The organism is Streptomyces sp. NPDC024698 (genome assembly GCF_055559015.1).
The window spans coordinates 288,184-305,096 of record NZ_JBVHLK010000004.1; the positions used below are offsets into that span (position 1 = coordinate 288,184).

The following is a 16,913-nucleotide window of genomic DNA, read 5'->3' on the forward strand; positions in this document are numbered from 1 at the left end:
CCGAAGCTCTAGACGTGACCCAGACAACCGAAGCCGCCCAGGCCCCGGAGGACCCCCGGCCCGTCCGCCCCCGTGCCTCCCACCGCGTCCACCGCGCCTGGTTCGTCGCCGCCGTCACCTTTGTGACGATCATCGGCGCGGCCGCCTTCCGGTCGCTCCCCGGCCTGCTGATCGACCCGCTGCACCAGGAGTTCCAGTGGTCGCGCGGCACGATCGGCGCGGCCGTCTCGATCAACCTCGCGCTGTACGGGCTCACGGCGCCGTTCGCCGCGGCGCTGATGGACCGCTTCGGCATCCGCCGGGTGGTCGCGGTCGCCCTGACCGTGATCGCGATCGGCTCCGGGCTGACCGTGTGGATGACGACGGCCTGGCAACTGATGCTCTGCTGGGGTCTGCTGGTGGGGCTCGGCTCGGGCTCGATGGCACTCGCCTTCGCGGCCACGGTCACCAACCGCTGGTTCACCGCGCGCAAGGGCCTGGTGACGGGCATCCTGACGGCCGCCTCGGCCTCGGGCCAGCTGATCTTCCTGCCGCTGCTGTCCTGGATCGTCACGCAGCACGGCTGGCGTCCGGCCGCCGTCACCGTGTCGCTCGCGGCCCTCGCGGTCGTCCCCTTCGTCTGGCTGCTGCTGCGCGACCATCCGGCCGACGTGGGCCAGATGCCGTACGGGGCAAAGGAGTTCGTGCCGAAGCCCGAACCGGTGCGGGGCGCCGCCCGGCGCGCGGTGAACGTACTGCTCTCCGCCGTCCGCACGGGCCCCTTCTGGCTGCTGGCCGGGTCGTTCGCGATCTGCGGGGCCTCGACGAACGGCCTGGTCCAAACGCACTTCGTGCCGGCGGCCCACGACCACGGCATGCCCGTCACCGCGGCCGCCTCGCTCCTCGCGGTCATCGGCGTCTTCGACGTGGTCGGCACCGTCGCCTCGGGCTGGTTCACCGACCGCTTCGAGCCGCGCCGCCTGCTGGCGGTCTACTACGCCCTGCGCGGCGTCTCGCTGCTGTTCCTGCCGATGCTGCTCGCCCCGTCCGTGCACCCGCCGATGATCTTCTTCATCGTCTTCTACGGCCTGGACTGGGTCGCCACCGTCCCGCCCACCCTCGCCCTGTGCCGTGAGCAGTACGGCGAGGACAGCGCCATCGTCTTCGGCTGGGTCCTCGCCTCCCACCAGATCGGGGCCGCGCTCGTCGCCTTCCTCGCCGGTGTCGCCCGCGACCACTTCGGCCGGTACGACGTCGTCTGGTACGCCTCGGGCGCGCTGTGCGCGGCGGCCACGCTGATGGTCCTGGTGATCCGGCGCCGCCGTCCCCCGGTCCGGGCGGGAGCCGCGGCGGTGGCAGCCGCTCCCGCCTGACGGCCCGCCCCCGCCGCGTCAGCCGAGGAAGCGGCCCTTGTGGAAGAGCAGCGGCCGTACGTCCGAGTCGTCCCCGTCGGTGCCGCCCGCGCCGAGAGCGTCCACCCGTCCCACCACGATCAGGTGATCCCCTCCCGTGTGCACCGCGTGGATCGTGCAGTCGACCCAGGCCGCCGCGCCCGCGAGGCGGGGAGACCCGGAGACCGGGGCGGGGTCGTGGGCGACCCCGGCGAACTTGTCCGCGCCGCTCACCGCGAAGCCGCGGCACAGATCGCCCTGGTGCGCGCCGAGCACGTTGACGCAGAAGACGCCGGCGCGGGCGATGCGCGGCCAGGTCGCCGACGTACGGCCGACCATGAAGCAGACCAGCGGGGGGTCCAGGGAGAGCGAGGCGAACGACTGGCAGGCGAATCCGGCCGGGCCGTCGGCGCCGGTGGCCGGAGCCGTCACGACCGTGACCCCGGTCGCGAAGTGCCCGAGGACGCGCCGGAACCGGGCCGGATCGACCGGCGCCCGTTCGTCCTCGCCGACCGCGCGCAGATCAGGGCGCGGCAGCGCCTCGACGGGCCCCGCGACGGTGGGGGCCCCGGCCGACCTGAGGTAGCGGACGGCGGCGGCGGCCATCCCTGCGTGTCCCATCACACCGACCATTGAAGCTGACGGCCTGTCAGATGGGAAGGGGTGCGCGGGGCGTGCGCACGGCCGGAGCCGACGGCGGGAACCCCTCGCGGCACCTCGTGTCCCGCCCGCGTATCTTTCGCCTCATGAGGTCGGGGAACTCAGGGAAGCCCACGCGCCCCGCGTTGCCATGGACCGGCGCGGAGGTGAACCTCGCGGCCGCGGTCTGCGCGGTGCAGTTCGCCGTCGCCGTCGCGCTCTGGTGGGTCGGGACGTTCGACGACGACGACCACGGCGCGGGTCTCGGCGGCGGACTCGCCGCCGTCGGCCTGCTGTGCGTACTGGTCTTCGGACCGCCCCTGCTCGCCGCTCTGGGCCTGCTGCACGCGGTGACCTGCACGATGCCGGCGGCCGCTCTCGCCCGGCTCGCGCGCCGTCGCGCAGCCGGCCCCGAGAGCGCCTGGCACCTGGGTCTCGTCCTGCTGATCGGCGCGGCCTGGACGGGGCTCGCGGTCCTCCTGCTCGGCCTCCCGCCCACCGGGGCCAGGGCCCTGCTGCTCTCCGTGTGGGGTGTACCGCCGGCGCTGGCCGTCGCCCGGAGGCGACGGCGCGAGCGGGCCACCGGACGCCCGCAGGACGGCGGCCGTATCTGGCTCCGCTCGGCGCTCGCGGCCCTCGGGGCGTGCGGACTGGTCGTGGCGGCGGGCACGGTGGGCCTGGCCACCGGACTCGTCCACGCCTACGAGCCCCCGAAGCTCGGCGCCGGCCGGCTCGCCGGCGTCTGGCGCGGCGATCACGGGGCCGTGCTGCGGCTGAGCGCCGGCGGCGGGGCCGAGCTCTCGGCCGTGCCCGCCCAGCCCGAGTTCGGGGACGTGACCACCAAGGAGTTCACGCGCTGCGACGGCGTCGGCACATGGTTCCTCGACACCGCGGGCCGCTACGACCCGTACGCCGACGGGCCCGCCTCCCAGCGGCGGGACGGCGTGGTCGTCCGCGTCGGGGACTGCGGGCACGACACGTACTGGACCATCGGCGGAACCGAGGCCCACCCGGAACTCTTCGTCCTCTTCGGCGACCCCGACGCGGGGGACCTGCGCATACTGCGGCAGGACTGAACCGGCCGGGGCTGGAACCGGGGGCCGGGGCCGGATTCCGGGCCGCTCCGGGGGCGCTCCGTCAGCGGCCCTCGTAGCGAGGGGTGCGCCGCTCCACGAAGCTCGCGACCCCCTCGACGGCGTCCAGCGTCGTCATGTTGATCTCCTGCGCCGCCGCCTCCGCGGCGAAGGCGCTGCCGCGGTCGGTGTCCAGCGAGGCGTTGACCAGCTGCTTGGTGAGGGCGAGCGCCCGGGTGGGTCCGGTGGCGAGCCGCTCCGCCCACGCCCGGGCGGTCTTCTCCAACTCGCCCGGTGGTACGACCCTGTTGACGAGCCCGATCCGTTCGGCGTCCGCGGCGCTCAGCGCGTCGCCGAAGAACATCAGCTCCTTGGCCCGCTGCGGGCCGATCAGGCGGGGCAGGAGATAGGCGCCGCCGCCGTCCGGTACGAGCCCTCGGCGCGCGAACACCTCGATGAACCGGGCCGGTTCGGCCGCGAGGACCAGGTCGCACGCGAAGGCCAGATGCGCGCCGAGCCCGGCCGCGGTGCCGTTGACCGCCGCGATCACCGGCTTCTCGCAGTCCAGGACGGCGGCGATCAGGCGCTGCGCTCCCAGCCGGATGGTGCGGGCGACATCGCCCGGAACCCGCTCGCCCGCGGGCGGCCCGCCCCGCAGATCCGCTCCCGCGCAGAACCCGCGCCCGGTGGCCGTGATGACCACGGCCCGTACGCCGGGGTCGGCGGACGCGGCCGCGAGCAGGCCGATCACGCGCTCCCGCTGGTCCCAGGTGAGCGCGTTCATCGCCTCGGGCCGGTCGAGAGTGATCCACGAGACCGCGTTGTCAGTGGCGTGACGTATCAATGAGTCGAGGGATTTTGCGGGGGATTCGCGAGGTTCGGGAGCTTCGCCGGAGGCACGGGGGGAGTCGGTCATGAAGGTGCTCCGTTTCGTACGAGGGGTGCGGACGGGTTCGCCGCGGCGCGCGCGGGACCTGGCCGGAGCGGGTCGGCGGGCAGGGGGGAGCGGTGGGTCCGGGGCAGCAGCCGGATCAGCGGCACAGCACCAGGGCGTCCAGGGCCACGGCACCCTGCCCCCGGGGCAGGACCATCAGCGGATTGATGTCCAGCTCCGAGATCCCGTCGCCGAGTTCGAGCGCCATGCGCTGGACCCGGATCACGACCTCGACCAGCGCGTCCACGTCCACCGGCGGCCCCCCGCGCACCCCGTCGAGGAGCGCCCGCCCCCGCAGTTCGGACAGCATGGCCCGCGCCTGGTCGTCACCGAACGGCGGCACGCGTACGGCGAAGTCCCGCAGCACTTCCACGAGCACCCCGCCGAGCCCGACGGTGACGGTCGGCCCGAAGAGCTGGTCGTGCGTGACGCCCACGACCATCTCGACGCCCCGCTCGACCATCTGGCAGACCAGTACCCCGTCCAGGGAGATGCCTTCGTAGCGGGCGATGTCGGTGAGCTCGCGATAGGCGTCACGGACCTGGCTCGCGGAGGTCAGCCCGATCTTGACCAGGCCCAGTTCGGTCTTGTGGGCGATCTGCGCGCCGGAGGCCTTCATGACCACCGGGTAGCCGACCTGGCTCGCCGCCCGCACGGCCGCCGCCGCGCTGGTCACCAACTGCTCGCGCGGCACACGGATCCCGTACGCGCGCAGCAGCTGCTTGGCCGCGTGCTCGCTCAGCTGCTGGCCCGGGCGCATCAGGGCCTGCGCCTTGCGGAAGGAGGGCGACGGGGTGCGCGGGGCCTCGTCGAAGGGGGAGCGGTAGGCCGCGGTGAAGCGCGCGTGGTCGAGATGGGCGCGGACGGCGGTGATGCAGTTGGCGAACGTCCGGAAGGTGGCGACCCGGGACGACCCCAGCAGCGTCTCCCGGTACGCCGCCTCCGTGCCCACCGGCGACCCCCACACCACGCACACCAGCTTGTCCGTCTGCTCCGCCGCGTCCACCAGGTCCTGCGCCAGCTTGTCGCTCATCGGCGGGAAGGGCCCGGTGATCGGGCAGATCAGCACGCCGACGGCCGGGTCGGCGAGGATCGCGTCGATGATCTTCCGGCCGCGCCAGTCGCCGACCGGGTGGCCCCCGTTGTCGACCGGGTTCGCCACGTTCAGGTAGTCGGGTATCCAGGTGTGCAGCTCGGCCTGCTTGGCGTCCGAGAGGACCGGGAGTTCCAGGCCCGCCTCGCTCGCCAGGTCCGCGAAGTGCGCGCCCGTGCCGCCCGAGATCGAATAGACGACGACCCCGTCGGCCTGCGGTGCGCGGGCCCGGGCCAGCAGGGCCGCGGTGTCCTGGAGTTCGTCGAGTCCGTCGACGCGGATCACGCCGTACTGGCGCATCGCCGCGTCCACCACCGCGTCGGCGCCGGTCAGCTTGCCGGTGTGTGAGGCGGCGGTGCGGGCGCCGGTCTCCGTGCGGCCCACTTTCACCGCGACGACGGGCACCTTGCGCCGTGCGGCGCGGTCGGCGGCGAGCAGGAAGGAGCGGCCGTCTTTCAGCCCCTCGACGTAGCAGGCGATGGCGCCGACCTCGGGCCGTTCGGAGAAGTAGGAGATGAAGTCCGCGGTCTCCAGGTCGGCCTCGTTGCCGGTGGGGGCCCAGTGGGACAGGCGGACGCCCAGCTGCTGCATCGCGAACACCGGCCGCCCCTGGTGGCCGGACTGGGTGATGAGCGCGATCGCGGGGCCGTCGAGGTCCTCGCGGAAGTTCTCGAACGCGTTGAGGTTGGTGTTGGGCCCGAGCAGCCGCAGGCCGGAGCCGCGCACGGCGGCGGCGAGGCGGGCCTGGGCGGCGGCGCCCTCGGCACCGGTCTCGGCGAATCCGGACGCGAAGGCGACCGCGAATCGCACCTTGGCCTCGGCCAGTTGCTCGATCACCGGAAGGGGGTCACCGACGAGGACGACCGCCAGGTCCACCTGCTCGGGCAGGTCGGCGACGGAGGGGAGGCACGGCAGGCCGAAGACCTCCCTGCGGGTGGGGTGCACCGGGTGGAGCCGGGCGCCGACCCGCTCGGCCCAGCCGATCAGCTGCCGGGTGATCCCGGTGTTCGGCCGGCCCTCGGCGTCCGAGGCGCCGATGACGGCCACGCACTCGGGACGGAAGAAGCGGTCCAGGTCGGGCACGGCGGCGTACAGCGGGCGTCCGCTGACGTCCAGGTCGTCGACCTCGGCCGGTCGTCCGTGCACGACCGGGGAGGGCTGCTCGCCGCAGGCGATGACCCTGGCCCGGCGGGAGTCGGTGGTGAGGGTGCCGTGGGTTGATCCAAGCATCGGTCCGCCCGCTCCTGTGTGACAGCCAATGGTTAACTGACGCACTGTCAGATTACGCAACTGACGTCGTGTCAGGAACCGTTGTGCAGGGGTGGGCTTCTGATGGGTACCCGGCGGGGGTGCCGGCCTACCGCGGTGCGGGTCCGCTGGGTGGGTCGGGGCCGTGCCCGTGCGTCAGCCCGTCGCCGTCGGGTGAGGCGTGACCGTCGGTGGCGACGGGCATCGATGTACCGGCACGTCCCCTCGCGCCGGTTCCGGCTGATTCCAGCCCCTCCGGCGTTTGAGGAGCGGGGGTCCGGGGGCGGCGCCCCCGGGTTAGGGTCGGGTAGGGGCGGAGGGGGCGAAATGCCGTTGGTGCCTCAGCCGGTGGGCTGGGTGGTCGTCGCCTGGTGGGACACCGCCTTGGCGATCTTCTCGGCGTCCAGGGCGAGTTCGCGGAACATGCCGCTGATGGGGTTGGTGAACCCCGTGAAGTACAGGCCGGGCGCGTCCTTCGGGGCGTGGCCGCCATGTACGACCGGCCGCCCCCGCCCGTCGAGCACGCCGAGATGCCCGACCATGCCCTCCAGCGCCCGCGCGTAACCGGTCGCGGCGATCACCGCGTCCGGGGCGATCCGTTCCCCGTCGGCGAGAACGACCTTGTCGTCCTCGAACCCCTCGACCGCGGCCACGATCTCGACCCTGCCCTTGCGCACGGCATCGATGAGCCCGACGTCCTGGACGGGGATGGAGCCCTCGTTGACACGGGAGTAGAGCCCGGTGTCGGGGCGGGGCAGCCCCTGCGCCGCCAGATCGGGCACGCTCAGCTTGGCCATCGGCCCGGCCAGCGCGTCCACGAGTCGCACCGGCAGCCGCCGCACGGCGATGCCCGTGAACTGCGCGGCCCAGCCCGCCGTGGAGCGGCGCACGATGTGCGGCACGGTGCGAACGGACAGCCGCACGCGCGAGGCGCCGCCCTCGACCAGGTCCACGGCGATCTCGGCGCCGGTGTTGCCGGCGCCGACGACGAGGACGTCGCGGCCCGCGTAGGGGGCGGGGTTGCGGTAGGAGCCGGCGTGCAGCAGTTCGCCGGTGTAGGTGTCGCGGCCGGACCAGTCGGGGATGCGTGGGGTGTGGTTGTAGCCGGTGGCGACGACCACCGCGCTGCCGGTCAGCTCCCGTCCGCCGGTGGCGTGCAGCAGCCAGCCGTCACCGCCGGGGGCGGGCTCGACGCGGGAGACCTCGACACCGGTGACGATCTCCAGACCGTGGTGCTCGGCGTACTTCTCCAGGTAGCGCACCACGTTGTCGCGGGCCACCCAGCGGCCGAACGAGCGCGGCATCGACAGCCCCGGCAGCGCGGACAGGCGGCGGGTGGTGTGCAGGTGCAGCCGCTCGTAGTGGCCTCGCCAGGAGGCGCCGACCTGATCCGACTTCTCCAGGACGACAGCTCGTACGCCCCGGGCGCGCAGTGCGTGCGCCGCCGCGAGCCCTCCGGGGCCGCCTCCGATCACGTACACGGGGCGGTCCTCGTGGGAGGGCACCGTGGGGGAGGTCGTGGAAGCAGTCGAGTCGGCCATAGCGCGAGCGTAATCACGGCTGTGCTTGATAGGTCTCGGTCAAGACCTGAATCGGTTGCGAACCGGTCACGACTGTGGGAGGGGTGGGTGGGCCTCGTGGCGTAGGTCACTTCAGTGTGGTGAAGGGGTGCGACAAGCGCGGTGCCGTCGCAGGTGGGCGCAGGGGTGTACGTCTCGCGCGGGAGCGTGGGAGTGGTGCCGTGCGCCCCCTCGGAGGAGTGGTGCGGGGGCCGGTGACGGTGGGCCTGCCGCCTTCTCCCGGCCGGACCGTGCCGGCCCCTTGCGCGGGCGCTCCCGGGAGTCGAAACTGACGTTCCGTCAGATACGGCTCCTCTGCGGGAGGTTCGGCCATGGACACGATCTGGCTCGGCGGGGCGGAATGGCTGGCCGTGCTCCGTATCGGGCTCGGGCTGTGGTGGTTCGAGAGCTGGCGGCACAAGGACAGGAAGGGCTGGTTCGAGCGCGGGACCGGCATCGCGTGGGCGGCCGATGTCGCCTCCAAGCACCGCTGGAACGCCGTGCGTTCGGGTTTCGAGACGGTCGTCGTACCGCGCCCCAGGGTAATGGCGTACGTCGTCGTGTACGCGGAGCTGGCACTCGGTCTCGGGCTGGTGACCGGGCTGCTGACTCCCGTCGCGCTGGTCGCGGGCCTGCTCCTCAACGCCCTCTACTTCACCCTCATGATCCACGACTGGGCGGAGCAGGGACAGAACGCGATGATGGCGCTGGTCTCGGCCGTCGGCCTGTTCGGGATGTCCTGGCAGACCTGGTCCCTGGACAGCGCGCTCGGTCTCTTCCGGTGAGCGGGACCGGCCGGGGCGCGGCAGGCCCAGGAGGCGGGTTCGACGTTCCCGGGACCGACGCCTTCACCCGGCCGTACTGGGACGCGGCTGCCCGGGGACGGCTGCTGATCAGGCACTGCGCGTCCTGCGACCGCGTTCACCACTATCCGCGGGAGTTCTGCCCGTACTGCTGGAGCGAGGACGTCGGCTGGCGCCCCGCGAGCGGACGCGCCACGCTCTACACCTGGTCCGTCGTCCACCGCAACGACCTGCCGCCCTTCGGCGGACGGGTGCCCTACGCCGCCGCCGTCGTCGACCTGGCGGAGGGGCCGCGGATGATGACCGAGGTGATCGGCTGCGAGGAGGCGGCGCTGCGGATCGGGATGGAGCTGGAGGTGGCCTTCCGGGCGGGGATCCCCGTGTTCCGGCCCGTGTCACCGGCCGCCGGCGGGTGACACGCTCCGGTCCTCCGGGTCCGGCCGGACCCGGGCCCGCGTGGCCACCGGGCGGTCCGGCCTATCCGGCGGGCGCCGGTTCCGGGGCCGGTTCCGGGTCCGTGGCGAGCCGTCCGTGCAGGTGGACGTCGCGGAACGCGTCATGGCGGCCGGCCTCGAACATCGCGCCGCGCAGCGTCCCCTCGTGCCGGAATCCGCAGCGTTCGGCGACACGGCAGGACACCTCGTGGCCCACGGCGTGGCCGAGGTCCAGACGGTGCAGGGCGAGGCCGGTGAAGGCGTAGCGGGCGGCCAGGAGGAGGGCGCGGGTGGCGACCCGGCGTCCGCGGCACTCCGGGAGGACCCAGTAGCCGATGCGGGCGCAGCTGATGACGTGGTCGATCTCGTTGAGGCCGACATGGCCCAGGGTCTCGCCGGACTCGGCGTCGGTGACGCAGAAGGGGACCCCGGTGCCGCTGGTCGCCGCCGCGACACGGGTCCGCAGCGACTCGCGGGCGGCGTCGATGTCCCGGACGAACCTGAGCGGGGTGTTCCAGCGCTGGAACTCGGGATCGGTGAGCCCGCGCAGATACGCCGACACATCGGCGTCGGACTCCGGGTCCCAGGGGCGCAGCCGCAGGCCGAGGCCCGTCAGCTCGGGGGCGGGCTGGACGGAGAACTGCACGTGCGCGTCGGCCATCCAGCCATTCAAACCTCTCCCGGCCCACCGGTCACTCCCATCCGCGGAAAATCGGAGGCGCGGCCCCGCGGCCGCAGGGGATCATCCGGCATGACCTCCGTGACGTACGACTGGCGGCTCACCCACGACCTCGACGCGTTTCTCGGCCGGGCCGGGGACTTCCTCCGCTCGCGGCCCGACCGGCACACCGTCGCGCTGACCGTGACGGACGCGCTGCGCAGACGGGGGATGAGCCAGTACGGCGGGAGCGTGCCGGTCTTCGGCACCCTGGAGCGGGACGGGGCCGTCCTCGGCGCCTTCTTCCGTACACCGCCGTACCGGCTGAATCTCACCTCGCTGGACGAGGCGGGCGCGCGGTCGCTGGCCGCGCTGCTCGCGGACACGGGGACCGAGGTGCCGGGCGTCTCCGCGGACAAGGACACGGCCGAGGTCTTCGCCGCGGCCTGGGGGCTGCGGACCGGCGCGCGGGCCGAGCCGCTGCGGAGCGAGCGGCTGTACCGGCTCGCGGGCCTGACGGTGCCCGAGCCCGCGCCGCCCGGCCGCCCCCGGGTCGCGGACGAGGGCGACCGGGACCTGCTCGCCCGCTGGTACACGGAGTTCGCCGAGGCCATCGGCGAGGGCGGGCACCGCGAGCCGGGCGCCTGGGCCGACGACCGGATCTCGTACGGCGGCATCACGCTCTGGGAGACCCCCGACGGCACCCCGGTCGCCATGGCGGGCGTGACACCCCCGGTCGCGGGACAGCTCCGCATCGCCCCCGTCTACACCCCGGCGCGGCTGCGCGGCCTGGGGTACGCCGGTGCCGTCACCGCCGAGGTGAGCCGCGCCGCGCTCGCCACCGGAGTGCGGGAGGTGCTGCTCTTCACCGACCTCGCCAATCCGACCAGCAACGGCCTGTACCGGCGCATCGGCTACCGCCCCGTCTCCGACTTCGCGACGTACGACTTCACCTACGAGGCGTAGGGCCGGACCCCCGGGGGCGCGGGGCGGTCGGGCTCAGGGGGTTCCGGTGGCCGTCGCCCGCGGGCTCAGGGCCACAGCAGTTCGGTGGCCCAGCCGGTTCCCGTGCGGCGGTAGACGAGCCGGGTGTGGCGCCGGCGGGCGTCGCCCTGGAAGAACTCGGCCTCCTCCGGGCGCAGCCGGTAGAGGGTCCAGGTGGGGGCGGGGGAGTCCGGGGCGCTCTCGGCCCGCTGCCAGGCTGCGTCCGAGGCCCGGTCCAACTCGGCCCGGGAGGGCAGGACGTCGCTCTGCCGGCCGACCAGGGCCGCGGCCAGCGCTCCCGTGGAGCGGGCGTGCAGGTCCGCCAGGCTCTCCTCGGGCGACGCGGCCGTGACCGGGCCGCGGATCCTGATCTGACGTCCCTGCGCGGGCCAGTAGAAGCCGAGAGCGGCGTACGGCCGCGCGGCCAGCTGCCGTCCCTTGCGGCTCGTGACGTGCGAGGCGAACGCCCAGCCGTCCTCGTCCGCGCCGTGCAGCATCACCGTCCGCACATCGGGAAGCCCGTCCTCACCGGCCGTCGCGAGCGACATCGTGTGCGGTTCGGCCTGGCCGGCCTCCGCGGCCTGGGTGAACCACTGCGTGAACAGCGCCAGTGGTTCGGCGGGCGCGGTCGCCGGGTCGAAGGACGGCAGCTCGGCGTCCCACACCCGCAGCGACCTCAGCACGTCGTGTAGATCTGTTCCCATGACCCGATTATCGCGCCAGGGGCAGACGCAGGCCGGAGGCTCGGGGGCTCACCCGCGTGGTGACCTGAAGCCCTCATCGAGGGGACGGCGGAGCCGTCCGTCGAGACGGACGACATGGGCCGTCGTTCTCGGTACCGTGCTGCCGCTCCTGCTCACCGGGTGCGGCTCCGTCACGGACCGGAAGTCCTCGATCACCGCCCCCGAGGTCTTCTATCTGCGCCCGCACGGCGACAGAACCGGGCCCAAGGTCAAGGTGCCGTTCCGTGTCCGGGCCGAGGACGTCGGGGCGGGCCGCAACTCCGCGGCGCGGGATCACCGGTTGACCGTCGACGTGCGCGGGTCCGAGAGCGTCGTGCGGCTCAGGACCGCGGGCCCGCGCGAGAACGGTCCCCGGTGTGACGGCGGCACGGTGCGGGTCACCTGCGAAGTCGGCGGCGACTACGACAGCTGGTCCGACCTGGACCGCGTGTACCCGGTCGCCGCGAAGGGCAGCAGACCCGGGGACACGGGCGTCGTCCGCTTCACCTTCACGACGAAGGACGGGAGGAGGATGACGACCCGCACCCGGGTCGTGGTCGGCGAGCCGGTGGTGAAGGTGCGGGCTCTCAAGGTCATCGACGGCGTCCGTCCGGGTGCCGACGTCACCGTCCCGCTCGTCGTCCGCAACGACGGCGAGGTCCCGGTGCAGGGTCTCGCCCTGAAACTCACGTCGGATTCCCTGGACTTCCGGCATCTGTACGCCAACTGCCGCTACCCGGACCGGAGCCACGGCCCCATGGTGATCTGCCGCTTCCCCCGGCTGCGCATCCCGCCGGGCGGGGCCGTCGTCCTGGGTCCCGCGCTGCGTCTGCGCGCGTCGAGCACACGGATGTACACCTCGTTCAGCCAGGAGGCCTGGCCGCTGGACCTGGGGCCGGGCGAGAACACCGTGGTGCCGACGGACGGTGACCTCGGCGACGGGCCGGCTCTGAAGGCCGCGGTCACGTCCGCGCGCGACACGGACGGCACCTTCGCCGAGGGGATCGTGTCCACCAGCGTGCGCCTGGGCATCCACGCCGACTACGAGGTCTTCGGCGTCGAACTGCACGGCAGCCCCGGTACGAGGCGTTCCCTGCGGCTGAAGGTCCGCAACAACGGGCCGGGCAACCCCGGCTACGGCACGAGGCTGGTGTTCACTCCGCCGCCGCCCGGTGGTGTGCTGAAGGAGCCCATGGAAGAGACCGACGAGGACACCTACGAGCCGCTCTGCGACGCGGCCGACGGGACGTACAGCTGCCCGGTGGACGCGCTCGGTCCTGGCGAGAGCCAGGACTTCGCGTTCACCCTGCGCCTCGACGGGCCGGGGGAGGGAGGCGTGACCCTCGACGAGGACGGCAGGCCCTCGACCGGCCGCCACGACGCGAACCCCGGCAACGACACGGCCGCCGTCACCGTCCTGCCCTGACCGGCCGCCCGCAGTCCGGGCCCTACCGCCCCAGCACCACCGTCGCCGAGGAGCAGAACCAGCCTCCCGTCCCCGACGCCACCGCCAGTTCGGGCAGGGTGCCGTCGGGGCGACGGACCTGTCGTTCCGGCGGGAGTTCGCCCCGCAGCTGCCGTACGGCCTCCACCAGCAGGAACAGACCGCGCATGCCGGGGTGCTGGGCCGAGAGCCCGCCCCCGTCCGTGTTCACCGGCAGTTCCCCGCCCACCAGGAGCCGCCCCTTCGCCGCGTCCACGAAGGCGCCGCCCTCGCCCTTGGCGCAGAAGCCGAGGTCCTCCAGGGTCACCAGGGTCATGTAGGTGAAGGCGTCGTAGATCTCCGCGAGGTCGATCTCGGCCGGGCGGACCCCGGCCCGCTCGAAGGCGAGGCGGCCGCTGACCGCCGCCGGGGAGACGGTGAAGTCCTCCCACTCGGACATGGTGGTGTGGGAGACGTGCTCGCCGGTCCCGAGCACCCACACCGGGGCCGTACGGCAGTCGCGCGCGTACTCCTCGGCCGCCAGCAGCACCGCCGCGCCGCCGTCGGAGCGGATGCAGCAGTGCAGCTTGGTGAACGGGTCCGCGATCATCGGCCCGGACAGGACGTCGTCGACGGTGACCGGGGCCCGGAACATCGCCTCCGGGTTGGGTGCCGCGTTCGCGCGGGCCTGGACGGCCACCGAGGCGAGCTGTTCGAGCGTGGTGCCGTAGGCGTGCATGTGGCGGCGCGCGGCCATCGCGTACTTGGCGATGAGCGTGTGGCCGTACGGGACCTCGAACTGGAGGGGGCCCCGCGCGCCGAACGACAGGTCGCCGGTCCTGCGGCCCGCCTTGATGTCGGCGCGGGCGGTGGAGCCGTAGACGAGCAGGACGGCGTTCGCGTGGCCCGCGGCGATGGCGTCGGCCGCGTGGGCCGCCATGACCTCCCAGGTGGACCCGCCGACGGAGGTCGAGTCGACCCAGGTGGGGCGCAGTCCCAGGTATTCCGCCACCTCGGCGGGCGCGAGGGTGCCGAGGCCCGCCGAGGCGAAACCGTCGATCACCGAGCGGTCCAGGCCGGAGTCGGCCAGGGCGCGGCGCGCCGCCTGGGCGTGCAGTGCGTACGGGGTCGCCTCGTCCACGCGGCCGCAGTCGGACAGGGACACGCCGACGACGGCGACCTTGCGACGGCTGTGGCCCGGGGTGGCATGCGTCATGAATTTGACGGTACATCAGATCGCCGCTCCGTCGGGAGGTGTCGCACCCCTGTGCATCTGGCACCCCCCGGCCTAACATGACGGCCCGTCAGATCGGCTTGCCGGATCAGGACGCAGGGCGGCCGGTCCCGCCGGCCCGGGTGTCTCCGGGACGTCCGCCGCCCGACGAGGGAGGAGTCCGCCCATGGATGCCCGTCTCACCGCGGAGCAGGAGGAAATCCGCCGCACTCTGAGGGAGTTGCTGGTGAAGCGGTGCGGCCCACAGGAGCTGCGGGCCGCCGAGGCGACCCCGGCCGGCTACGACCCCGCGCTGTGGGAGACCCTCGCGCTGCACCTCGGACTGCCCGGACTCGCCCTCCCCGAGGCGTACGGCGGCATCGGCTGCTCCCTGACGGAACTCGCCCTCGCCTGCGAGGAGTCGGGCCGCGCCCTCGCCCCCTCGCCCCTGCTGGCCACCGCCGTCCTCACCGCCCCGCTGATCCTGGCCCTGGGCACCGAGGCACAGCGTGCCGCGCTGCTGCCGCCGCTCGCCTCGGGCGCGCTGACCGCCGCCCTCGCGGTCCCCGGCACGGGCCTGGCCACCGCCCTCGGCCTGGCGGGCGACAACCGCGGCGACTGGGCCGGCGGCGGCCGCGCCGGGGGAGTACAGGCGCGCCGGACGGACGGCACCTGGCGGCTCTACGGGCAGGCGGCGCAGGTGCTCGACGGCCACAGCGCCGGACTGCTGGTGGTGGCCGCGCACACCGGCGGCTTCGCGCGGTCCCGGACGCTGCTGTTCCTCGTGAGGGAGGACGCGGAGGGGCTCGTACGGGCACGGCAGACCGCCCTGGACCCGACCCGGCCGCAGGCCCGGCTCGAACTGCGCGAGGTGGAGGCCGAGTTGCTGGGGGACGACCGGGCCGACGTGCCCGCGGCGCTGGCCGCCGCCGGGGACGGCGCCGCGGCCGTCCTGGCCGTGGAAGCTGTCGGCGCCGCCGACCGGGTGCTGGAGCGCACCGTCGAACACGTCGGCCGGCGTGAGCAGTTCGGGCGGGCGATCGGCTCCTTCCAGGCGGTCAAACACCGGCTCGCGGACGTGTACGTGGCCGTGCAGTCGGCCCGCTCGGCGGCGTACTACGCGGCCTGGGCCACCGGGACGGGCGGTGAGCGCGTGGGCGCCCTCGCCCTGGCCCAGGCACTGGAGGCGCTGCGCACCGCCGCCTCCGAGGCGGTCCAGCTGCACGGAGGCATCGGCTTCACCTGGGAGCACGAGGCCCATCTCTACTTCAAGCGCGCCTCGGGCGACGACCTGCTCTTCGGCCTCGTCCACCGGCTGCGCGCGCACGCGGCGGACGCGGCACGGCTCTTCGACGGTGGAGAGGTGACGGTCTGATGGCGGCGGACGGGAGGCGGCGCGGAGGCGGGAGCGCGGGAGCCGGTTCCGGCCGGGGAGCGGGGGCGGGGACAGGGGCGAGGAGGATGCCCGGGGTGCGCCTGGTGCAGCGGGTGTCCTCCACCCGGACGTTCGCCAGGGTGGCCCCTCACCTGATACCGGCCCTGGACCGCGCCGTGCACCGGCTCACCCGCGGCAAGGTGCTGCTCAGCGCCCAGATGCTGCCGGGTGTCGTCCTGACCGCGCGCGGCGCCAGGAGCGGCCTGGAGCGCCGTACGCCGCTGGCCTGCATGCCGGAGGGCGGTGCGCCGGGTGAGAAGGAGGGGCCCGCCGGGAACACCGAGGCCGGGTCCGGATGGATTCTCGTCGGGTCCAACTTCGGCCGCAGCGATCACCCCGCCTGGACCGCGAACCTGCTGGCCCGCCCCGAGGCCGTCATCAACTGGAAGGGCGAGGACATTCCCGTCACCGCCCGGCTCCTTTCGGGCGAGGAGAGGGCGGAGGTCTGGAGGACGGTGCTGGCGTTCTGGCCGCCGTACGCCACCTATCAGGCCCGTGTGGACCGGGAGATCCGGCTCTTCAGGCTCGTGCGCCGGCAGGTGGCCGCCGGCTCCGCCGAGGGCGGGACCGGCTCCGGGTGAACAGCGCAGCGGGCGGCGGTCCGCCGGAGGGTTCCTCCGGGACGAACTGCCGCCCGCATGACAGGAGCTGGAGCGTTTCGGACGCGGGAATCTACTTCGTCGGCTTCTTCCCGGTCACACCCAGATACACCAACAGCGCCAGGTTCGGCTTGAGTTCGGCCTGTTTGACGCCCCAGGTCTGGAACCCCTTCTGATGCGAGGCGACCGCGGCGAGCATCGCGACGAGGGAACCGGCCATCGCGGCCGGGTTCACGTCCTTGTCGACCTTGCCCTTGGCCTGGAGCTCGGTGACCGAATCCGTGAGGGAGTTGTTCACGGAGTTCAGGATCTTCATGCGGAGCTTGTAGAACCGCTTGTCCCCCTCGGCGGCGCCGAGGTCGACCACGCGCAGGATGGCGTCGTTCCTCCGCCAGAACTCCAGGAACCCGTCAACGAGTTCCTGCGCGGTCTGCCATCCGGCCTTGCCGACCCATGAACGGCCTTCGAGCAGCTGGGTCAACCCCGCGCCCTCGGCGGCCATTTGCTCGGCGATCTCCAGGACGGCGCCTTCGACGTCCGGGAAGTACTGGTAGAAGGTCGCTGGTGAAGTGCCCGCCTTCCGGGCGACGTCAATGACTTTGACGTCCCGGTAGGGCGATGAGCTGAGCATCTCGCTGAGGCAGTCGAGCAGCTTCTGCCGGGTCGCCTGCCCACGTCGCCCGGCCACGCGGCCGTCGACGGTACGCACTTGTCCTGTCATGCCGT

16 protein-coding genes are annotated in these 16,913 nt (G+C 73.5%); 8 read left to right on the forward strand and 8 right to left on the reverse strand.

The window, feature by feature from the left end; genetic code table 11:
* Positions 1-14: 14 nt before the first annotated feature.
* Entirely contained in the window at positions 15-1,352 is a 1,338-nt protein-coding gene (locus ACZ4AA_RS12240; protein WP_467599624.1) for an MFS transporter, read from the forward strand.
* 18 nt (positions 1,353-1,370) lie between these two features.
* Here the strand turns inward: ACZ4AA_RS12240 and ACZ4AA_RS12245 are convergent, their stop codons facing one another.
* Positions 1,371-1,991, reverse strand: coding sequence for a flavin reductase family protein (locus tag ACZ4AA_RS12245; RefSeq protein WP_467599627.1), 621 nt, complete (start codon positions 1,989-1,991; stop codon positions 1,371-1,373).
* A gap of 125 nt (positions 1,992-2,116) precedes the next feature.
* Here ACZ4AA_RS12245 and ACZ4AA_RS12250 point away from each other — a divergent pair, with 125 nt between their 5' ends.
* Positions 2,117-3,085: a hypothetical protein gene (locus ACZ4AA_RS12250; protein WP_467599630.1), complete on the forward strand. Its 969-nt coding sequence runs from the start codon at positions 2,117-2,119 to the stop codon at positions 3,083-3,085.
* 61 nt (positions 3,086-3,146) lie between these two features.
* Here the strand turns inward: ACZ4AA_RS12250 and ACZ4AA_RS12255 are convergent, their stop codons facing one another.
* From ACZ4AA_RS12255 to ACZ4AA_RS12265, 3 genes are all read right to left on the reverse strand, one after another.
* The gene (locus tag ACZ4AA_RS12255) at positions 3,147-3,998 is read right to left on the reverse strand and encodes an enoyl-CoA hydratase/isomerase family protein (protein ID WP_467599632.1); all 852 of its coding nucleotides are present in this window, start codon (positions 3,996-3,998) and stop codon (positions 3,147-3,149) included.
* A 115-nt stretch (positions 3,999-4,113) separates the two neighbouring features.
* Positions 4,114-6,339 carry an acetate--CoA ligase family protein gene (locus ACZ4AA_RS12260; RefSeq protein WP_467599635.1) on the reverse strand — a complete coding sequence of 742 codons (2,226 nt, stop codon included), beginning with the start codon at positions 6,337-6,339 and terminating at the stop codon, positions 4,114-4,116.
* A 359-nt stretch (positions 6,340-6,698) separates the two neighbouring features.
* A complete protein-coding gene (locus ACZ4AA_RS12265; protein ID WP_467599638.1) occupies positions 6,699-7,898 on the reverse strand; it encodes a flavin-containing monooxygenase in 1,200 nt (399 codons plus the stop codon).
* Positions 7,899-8,248: 350 nt separating this feature from the next.
* Here ACZ4AA_RS12265 and ACZ4AA_RS12270 point away from each other — a divergent pair, with 350 nt between their 5' ends.
* Together ACZ4AA_RS12270 and ACZ4AA_RS12275 are read left to right on the forward strand one after the other, a co-directional pair.
* Positions 8,249-8,701, forward strand: coding sequence for a DoxX family protein (locus tag ACZ4AA_RS12270; RefSeq protein ID WP_467599641.1), 453 nt, complete (start codon positions 8,249-8,251; stop codon positions 8,699-8,701).
* Positions 8,698-9,135, forward strand: a complete 438-nt coding sequence (locus tag ACZ4AA_RS12275) for a Zn-ribbon domain-containing OB-fold protein (protein WP_467599644.1) — start codon at positions 8,698-8,700, stop codon at positions 9,133-9,135. The genes ACZ4AA_RS12270 and ACZ4AA_RS12275 overlap by 4 nt, the downstream gene beginning before the upstream one ends.
* A 61-nt stretch (positions 9,136-9,196) precedes the next feature.
* Here the strand turns inward: ACZ4AA_RS12275 and ACZ4AA_RS12280 are convergent, their stop codons facing one another.
* Complete coding sequence (locus tag ACZ4AA_RS12280; protein ID WP_467599647.1) at positions 9,197-9,814, reverse strand: GNAT family N-acetyltransferase; 618 nt, start codon at positions 9,812-9,814, stop codon at positions 9,197-9,199.
* Positions 9,815-9,904: 90 nt separating this feature from the next.
* Between ACZ4AA_RS12280 and ACZ4AA_RS12285 the strand changes: the two genes are divergently transcribed.
* Positions 9,905-10,777, forward strand: coding sequence for a GNAT family N-acetyltransferase (locus ACZ4AA_RS12285; protein ID WP_467599650.1), 873 nt, complete (start codon positions 9,905-9,907; stop codon positions 10,775-10,777).
* Between the two features lie 65 nt (positions 10,778-10,842).
* Here the strand turns inward: ACZ4AA_RS12285 and ACZ4AA_RS12290 are convergent, their stop codons facing one another.
* Complete coding sequence (locus tag ACZ4AA_RS12290) at positions 10,843-11,499, reverse strand: pyridoxine/pyridoxamine 5'-phosphate oxidase (RefSeq protein WP_467599653.1); 657 nt, start codon at positions 11,497-11,499, stop codon at positions 10,843-10,845.
* Positions 11,500-11,635: 136 nt separating this feature from the next.
* Between ACZ4AA_RS12290 and ACZ4AA_RS12295 the strand changes: the two genes are divergently transcribed.
* The gene (locus tag ACZ4AA_RS12295; RefSeq protein ID WP_467599656.1) at positions 11,636-12,943 is read left to right on the forward strand and encodes a COG1361 family protein; all 1,308 of its coding nucleotides are present in this window, start codon (positions 11,636-11,638) and stop codon (positions 12,941-12,943) included.
* 22 nt (positions 12,944-12,965) lie between these two features.
* Here the strand turns inward: ACZ4AA_RS12295 and ACZ4AA_RS12300 are convergent, their stop codons facing one another.
* Positions 12,966-14,156 (reverse strand): thiolase C-terminal domain-containing protein, encoded by a 1,191-nt coding sequence (locus ACZ4AA_RS12300; protein ID WP_467599659.1) that lies wholly within the window; start codon positions 14,154-14,156, stop codon positions 12,966-12,968.
* A 184-nt stretch (positions 14,157-14,340) separates the two neighbouring features.
* Here ACZ4AA_RS12300 and ACZ4AA_RS12305 point away from each other — a divergent pair, with 184 nt between their 5' ends.
* Positions 14,341-15,528 carry an acyl-CoA dehydrogenase family protein gene (locus ACZ4AA_RS12305; protein ID WP_467599661.1) on the forward strand — a complete coding sequence of 396 codons (1,188 nt, stop codon included), beginning with the start codon at positions 14,341-14,343 and terminating at the stop codon, positions 15,526-15,528.
* 86 nt (positions 15,529-15,614) lie between these two features.
* On the forward strand, positions 15,615-16,169 hold the full coding sequence (locus tag ACZ4AA_RS12310) for a nitroreductase/quinone reductase family protein (RefSeq protein ID WP_467599664.1): 555 nt from the start codon (positions 15,615-15,617) through the stop codon (positions 16,167-16,169).
* 91 nt (positions 16,170-16,260) lie between these two features.
* On the opposite strand, the gene ACZ4AA_RS12315 is transcribed toward ACZ4AA_RS12310, so the two are convergent.
* Positions 16,261-16,896, reverse strand: a complete 636-nt coding sequence (locus ACZ4AA_RS12315) for a TetR family transcriptional regulator (protein WP_467600346.1) — start codon at positions 16,894-16,896, stop codon at positions 16,261-16,263.
* Positions 16,897-16,913: the final 17 nt, after the last annotated feature.

What these genes read in the sequence shown, in the direction of transcription:
- ACZ4AA_RS12245 (WP_467599627.1), bottom strand. Translation starts at nt 1,991, where the DNA reads ATGGGACACGCAGGGATGGCCGCCGCCGCCGTCCGCTACCTCAGGTCG.
- ACZ4AA_RS12250 (WP_467599630.1), top strand. Translation starts at nt 2,117, where the DNA reads ATGAGGTCGGGGAACTCAGGGAAGCCCACGCGCCCCGCGTTGCCATGG.
- ACZ4AA_RS12255 (WP_467599632.1), bottom strand. Translation starts at nt 3,998, where the DNA reads ATGACCGACTCCCCCCGTGCCTCCGGCGAAGCTCCCGAACCTCGCGAA.
- ACZ4AA_RS12260 (WP_467599635.1), bottom strand. Translation starts at nt 6,339, where the DNA reads ATGCTTGGATCAACCCACGGCACCCTCACCACCGACTCCCGCCGGGCC.
- ACZ4AA_RS12265 (WP_467599638.1), bottom strand. Translation starts at nt 7,898, where the DNA reads ATGGCCGACTCGACTGCTTCCACGACCTCCCCCACGGTGCCCTCCCAC.
- ACZ4AA_RS12270 (WP_467599641.1), top strand. Translation starts at nt 8,249, where the DNA reads ATGGACACGATCTGGCTCGGCGGGGCGGAATGGCTGGCCGTGCTCCGT.
- ACZ4AA_RS12280 (WP_467599647.1), bottom strand. Translation starts at nt 9,814, where the DNA reads ATGGCCGACGCGCACGTGCAGTTCTCCGTCCAGCCCGCCCCCGAGCTG.
- ACZ4AA_RS12285 (WP_467599650.1), top strand. Translation starts at nt 9,905, where the DNA reads ATGACCTCCGTGACGTACGACTGGCGGCTCACCCACGACCTCGACGCG.
- ACZ4AA_RS12290 (WP_467599653.1), bottom strand. Translation starts at nt 11,499, where the DNA reads ATGGGAACAGATCTACACGACGTGCTGAGGTCGCTGCGGGTGTGGGAC.
- ACZ4AA_RS12300 (WP_467599659.1), bottom strand. Translation starts at nt 14,156, where the DNA reads ATGACGCATGCCACCCCGGGCCACAGCCGTCGCAAGGTCGCCGTCGTC.
- ACZ4AA_RS12305 (WP_467599661.1), top strand. Translation starts at nt 14,341, where the DNA reads ATGGATGCCCGTCTCACCGCGGAGCAGGAGGAAATCCGCCGCACTCTG.
- ACZ4AA_RS12310 (WP_467599664.1), top strand. Translation starts at nt 15,615, where the DNA reads ATGCCCGGGGTGCGCCTGGTGCAGCGGGTGTCCTCCACCCGGACGTTC.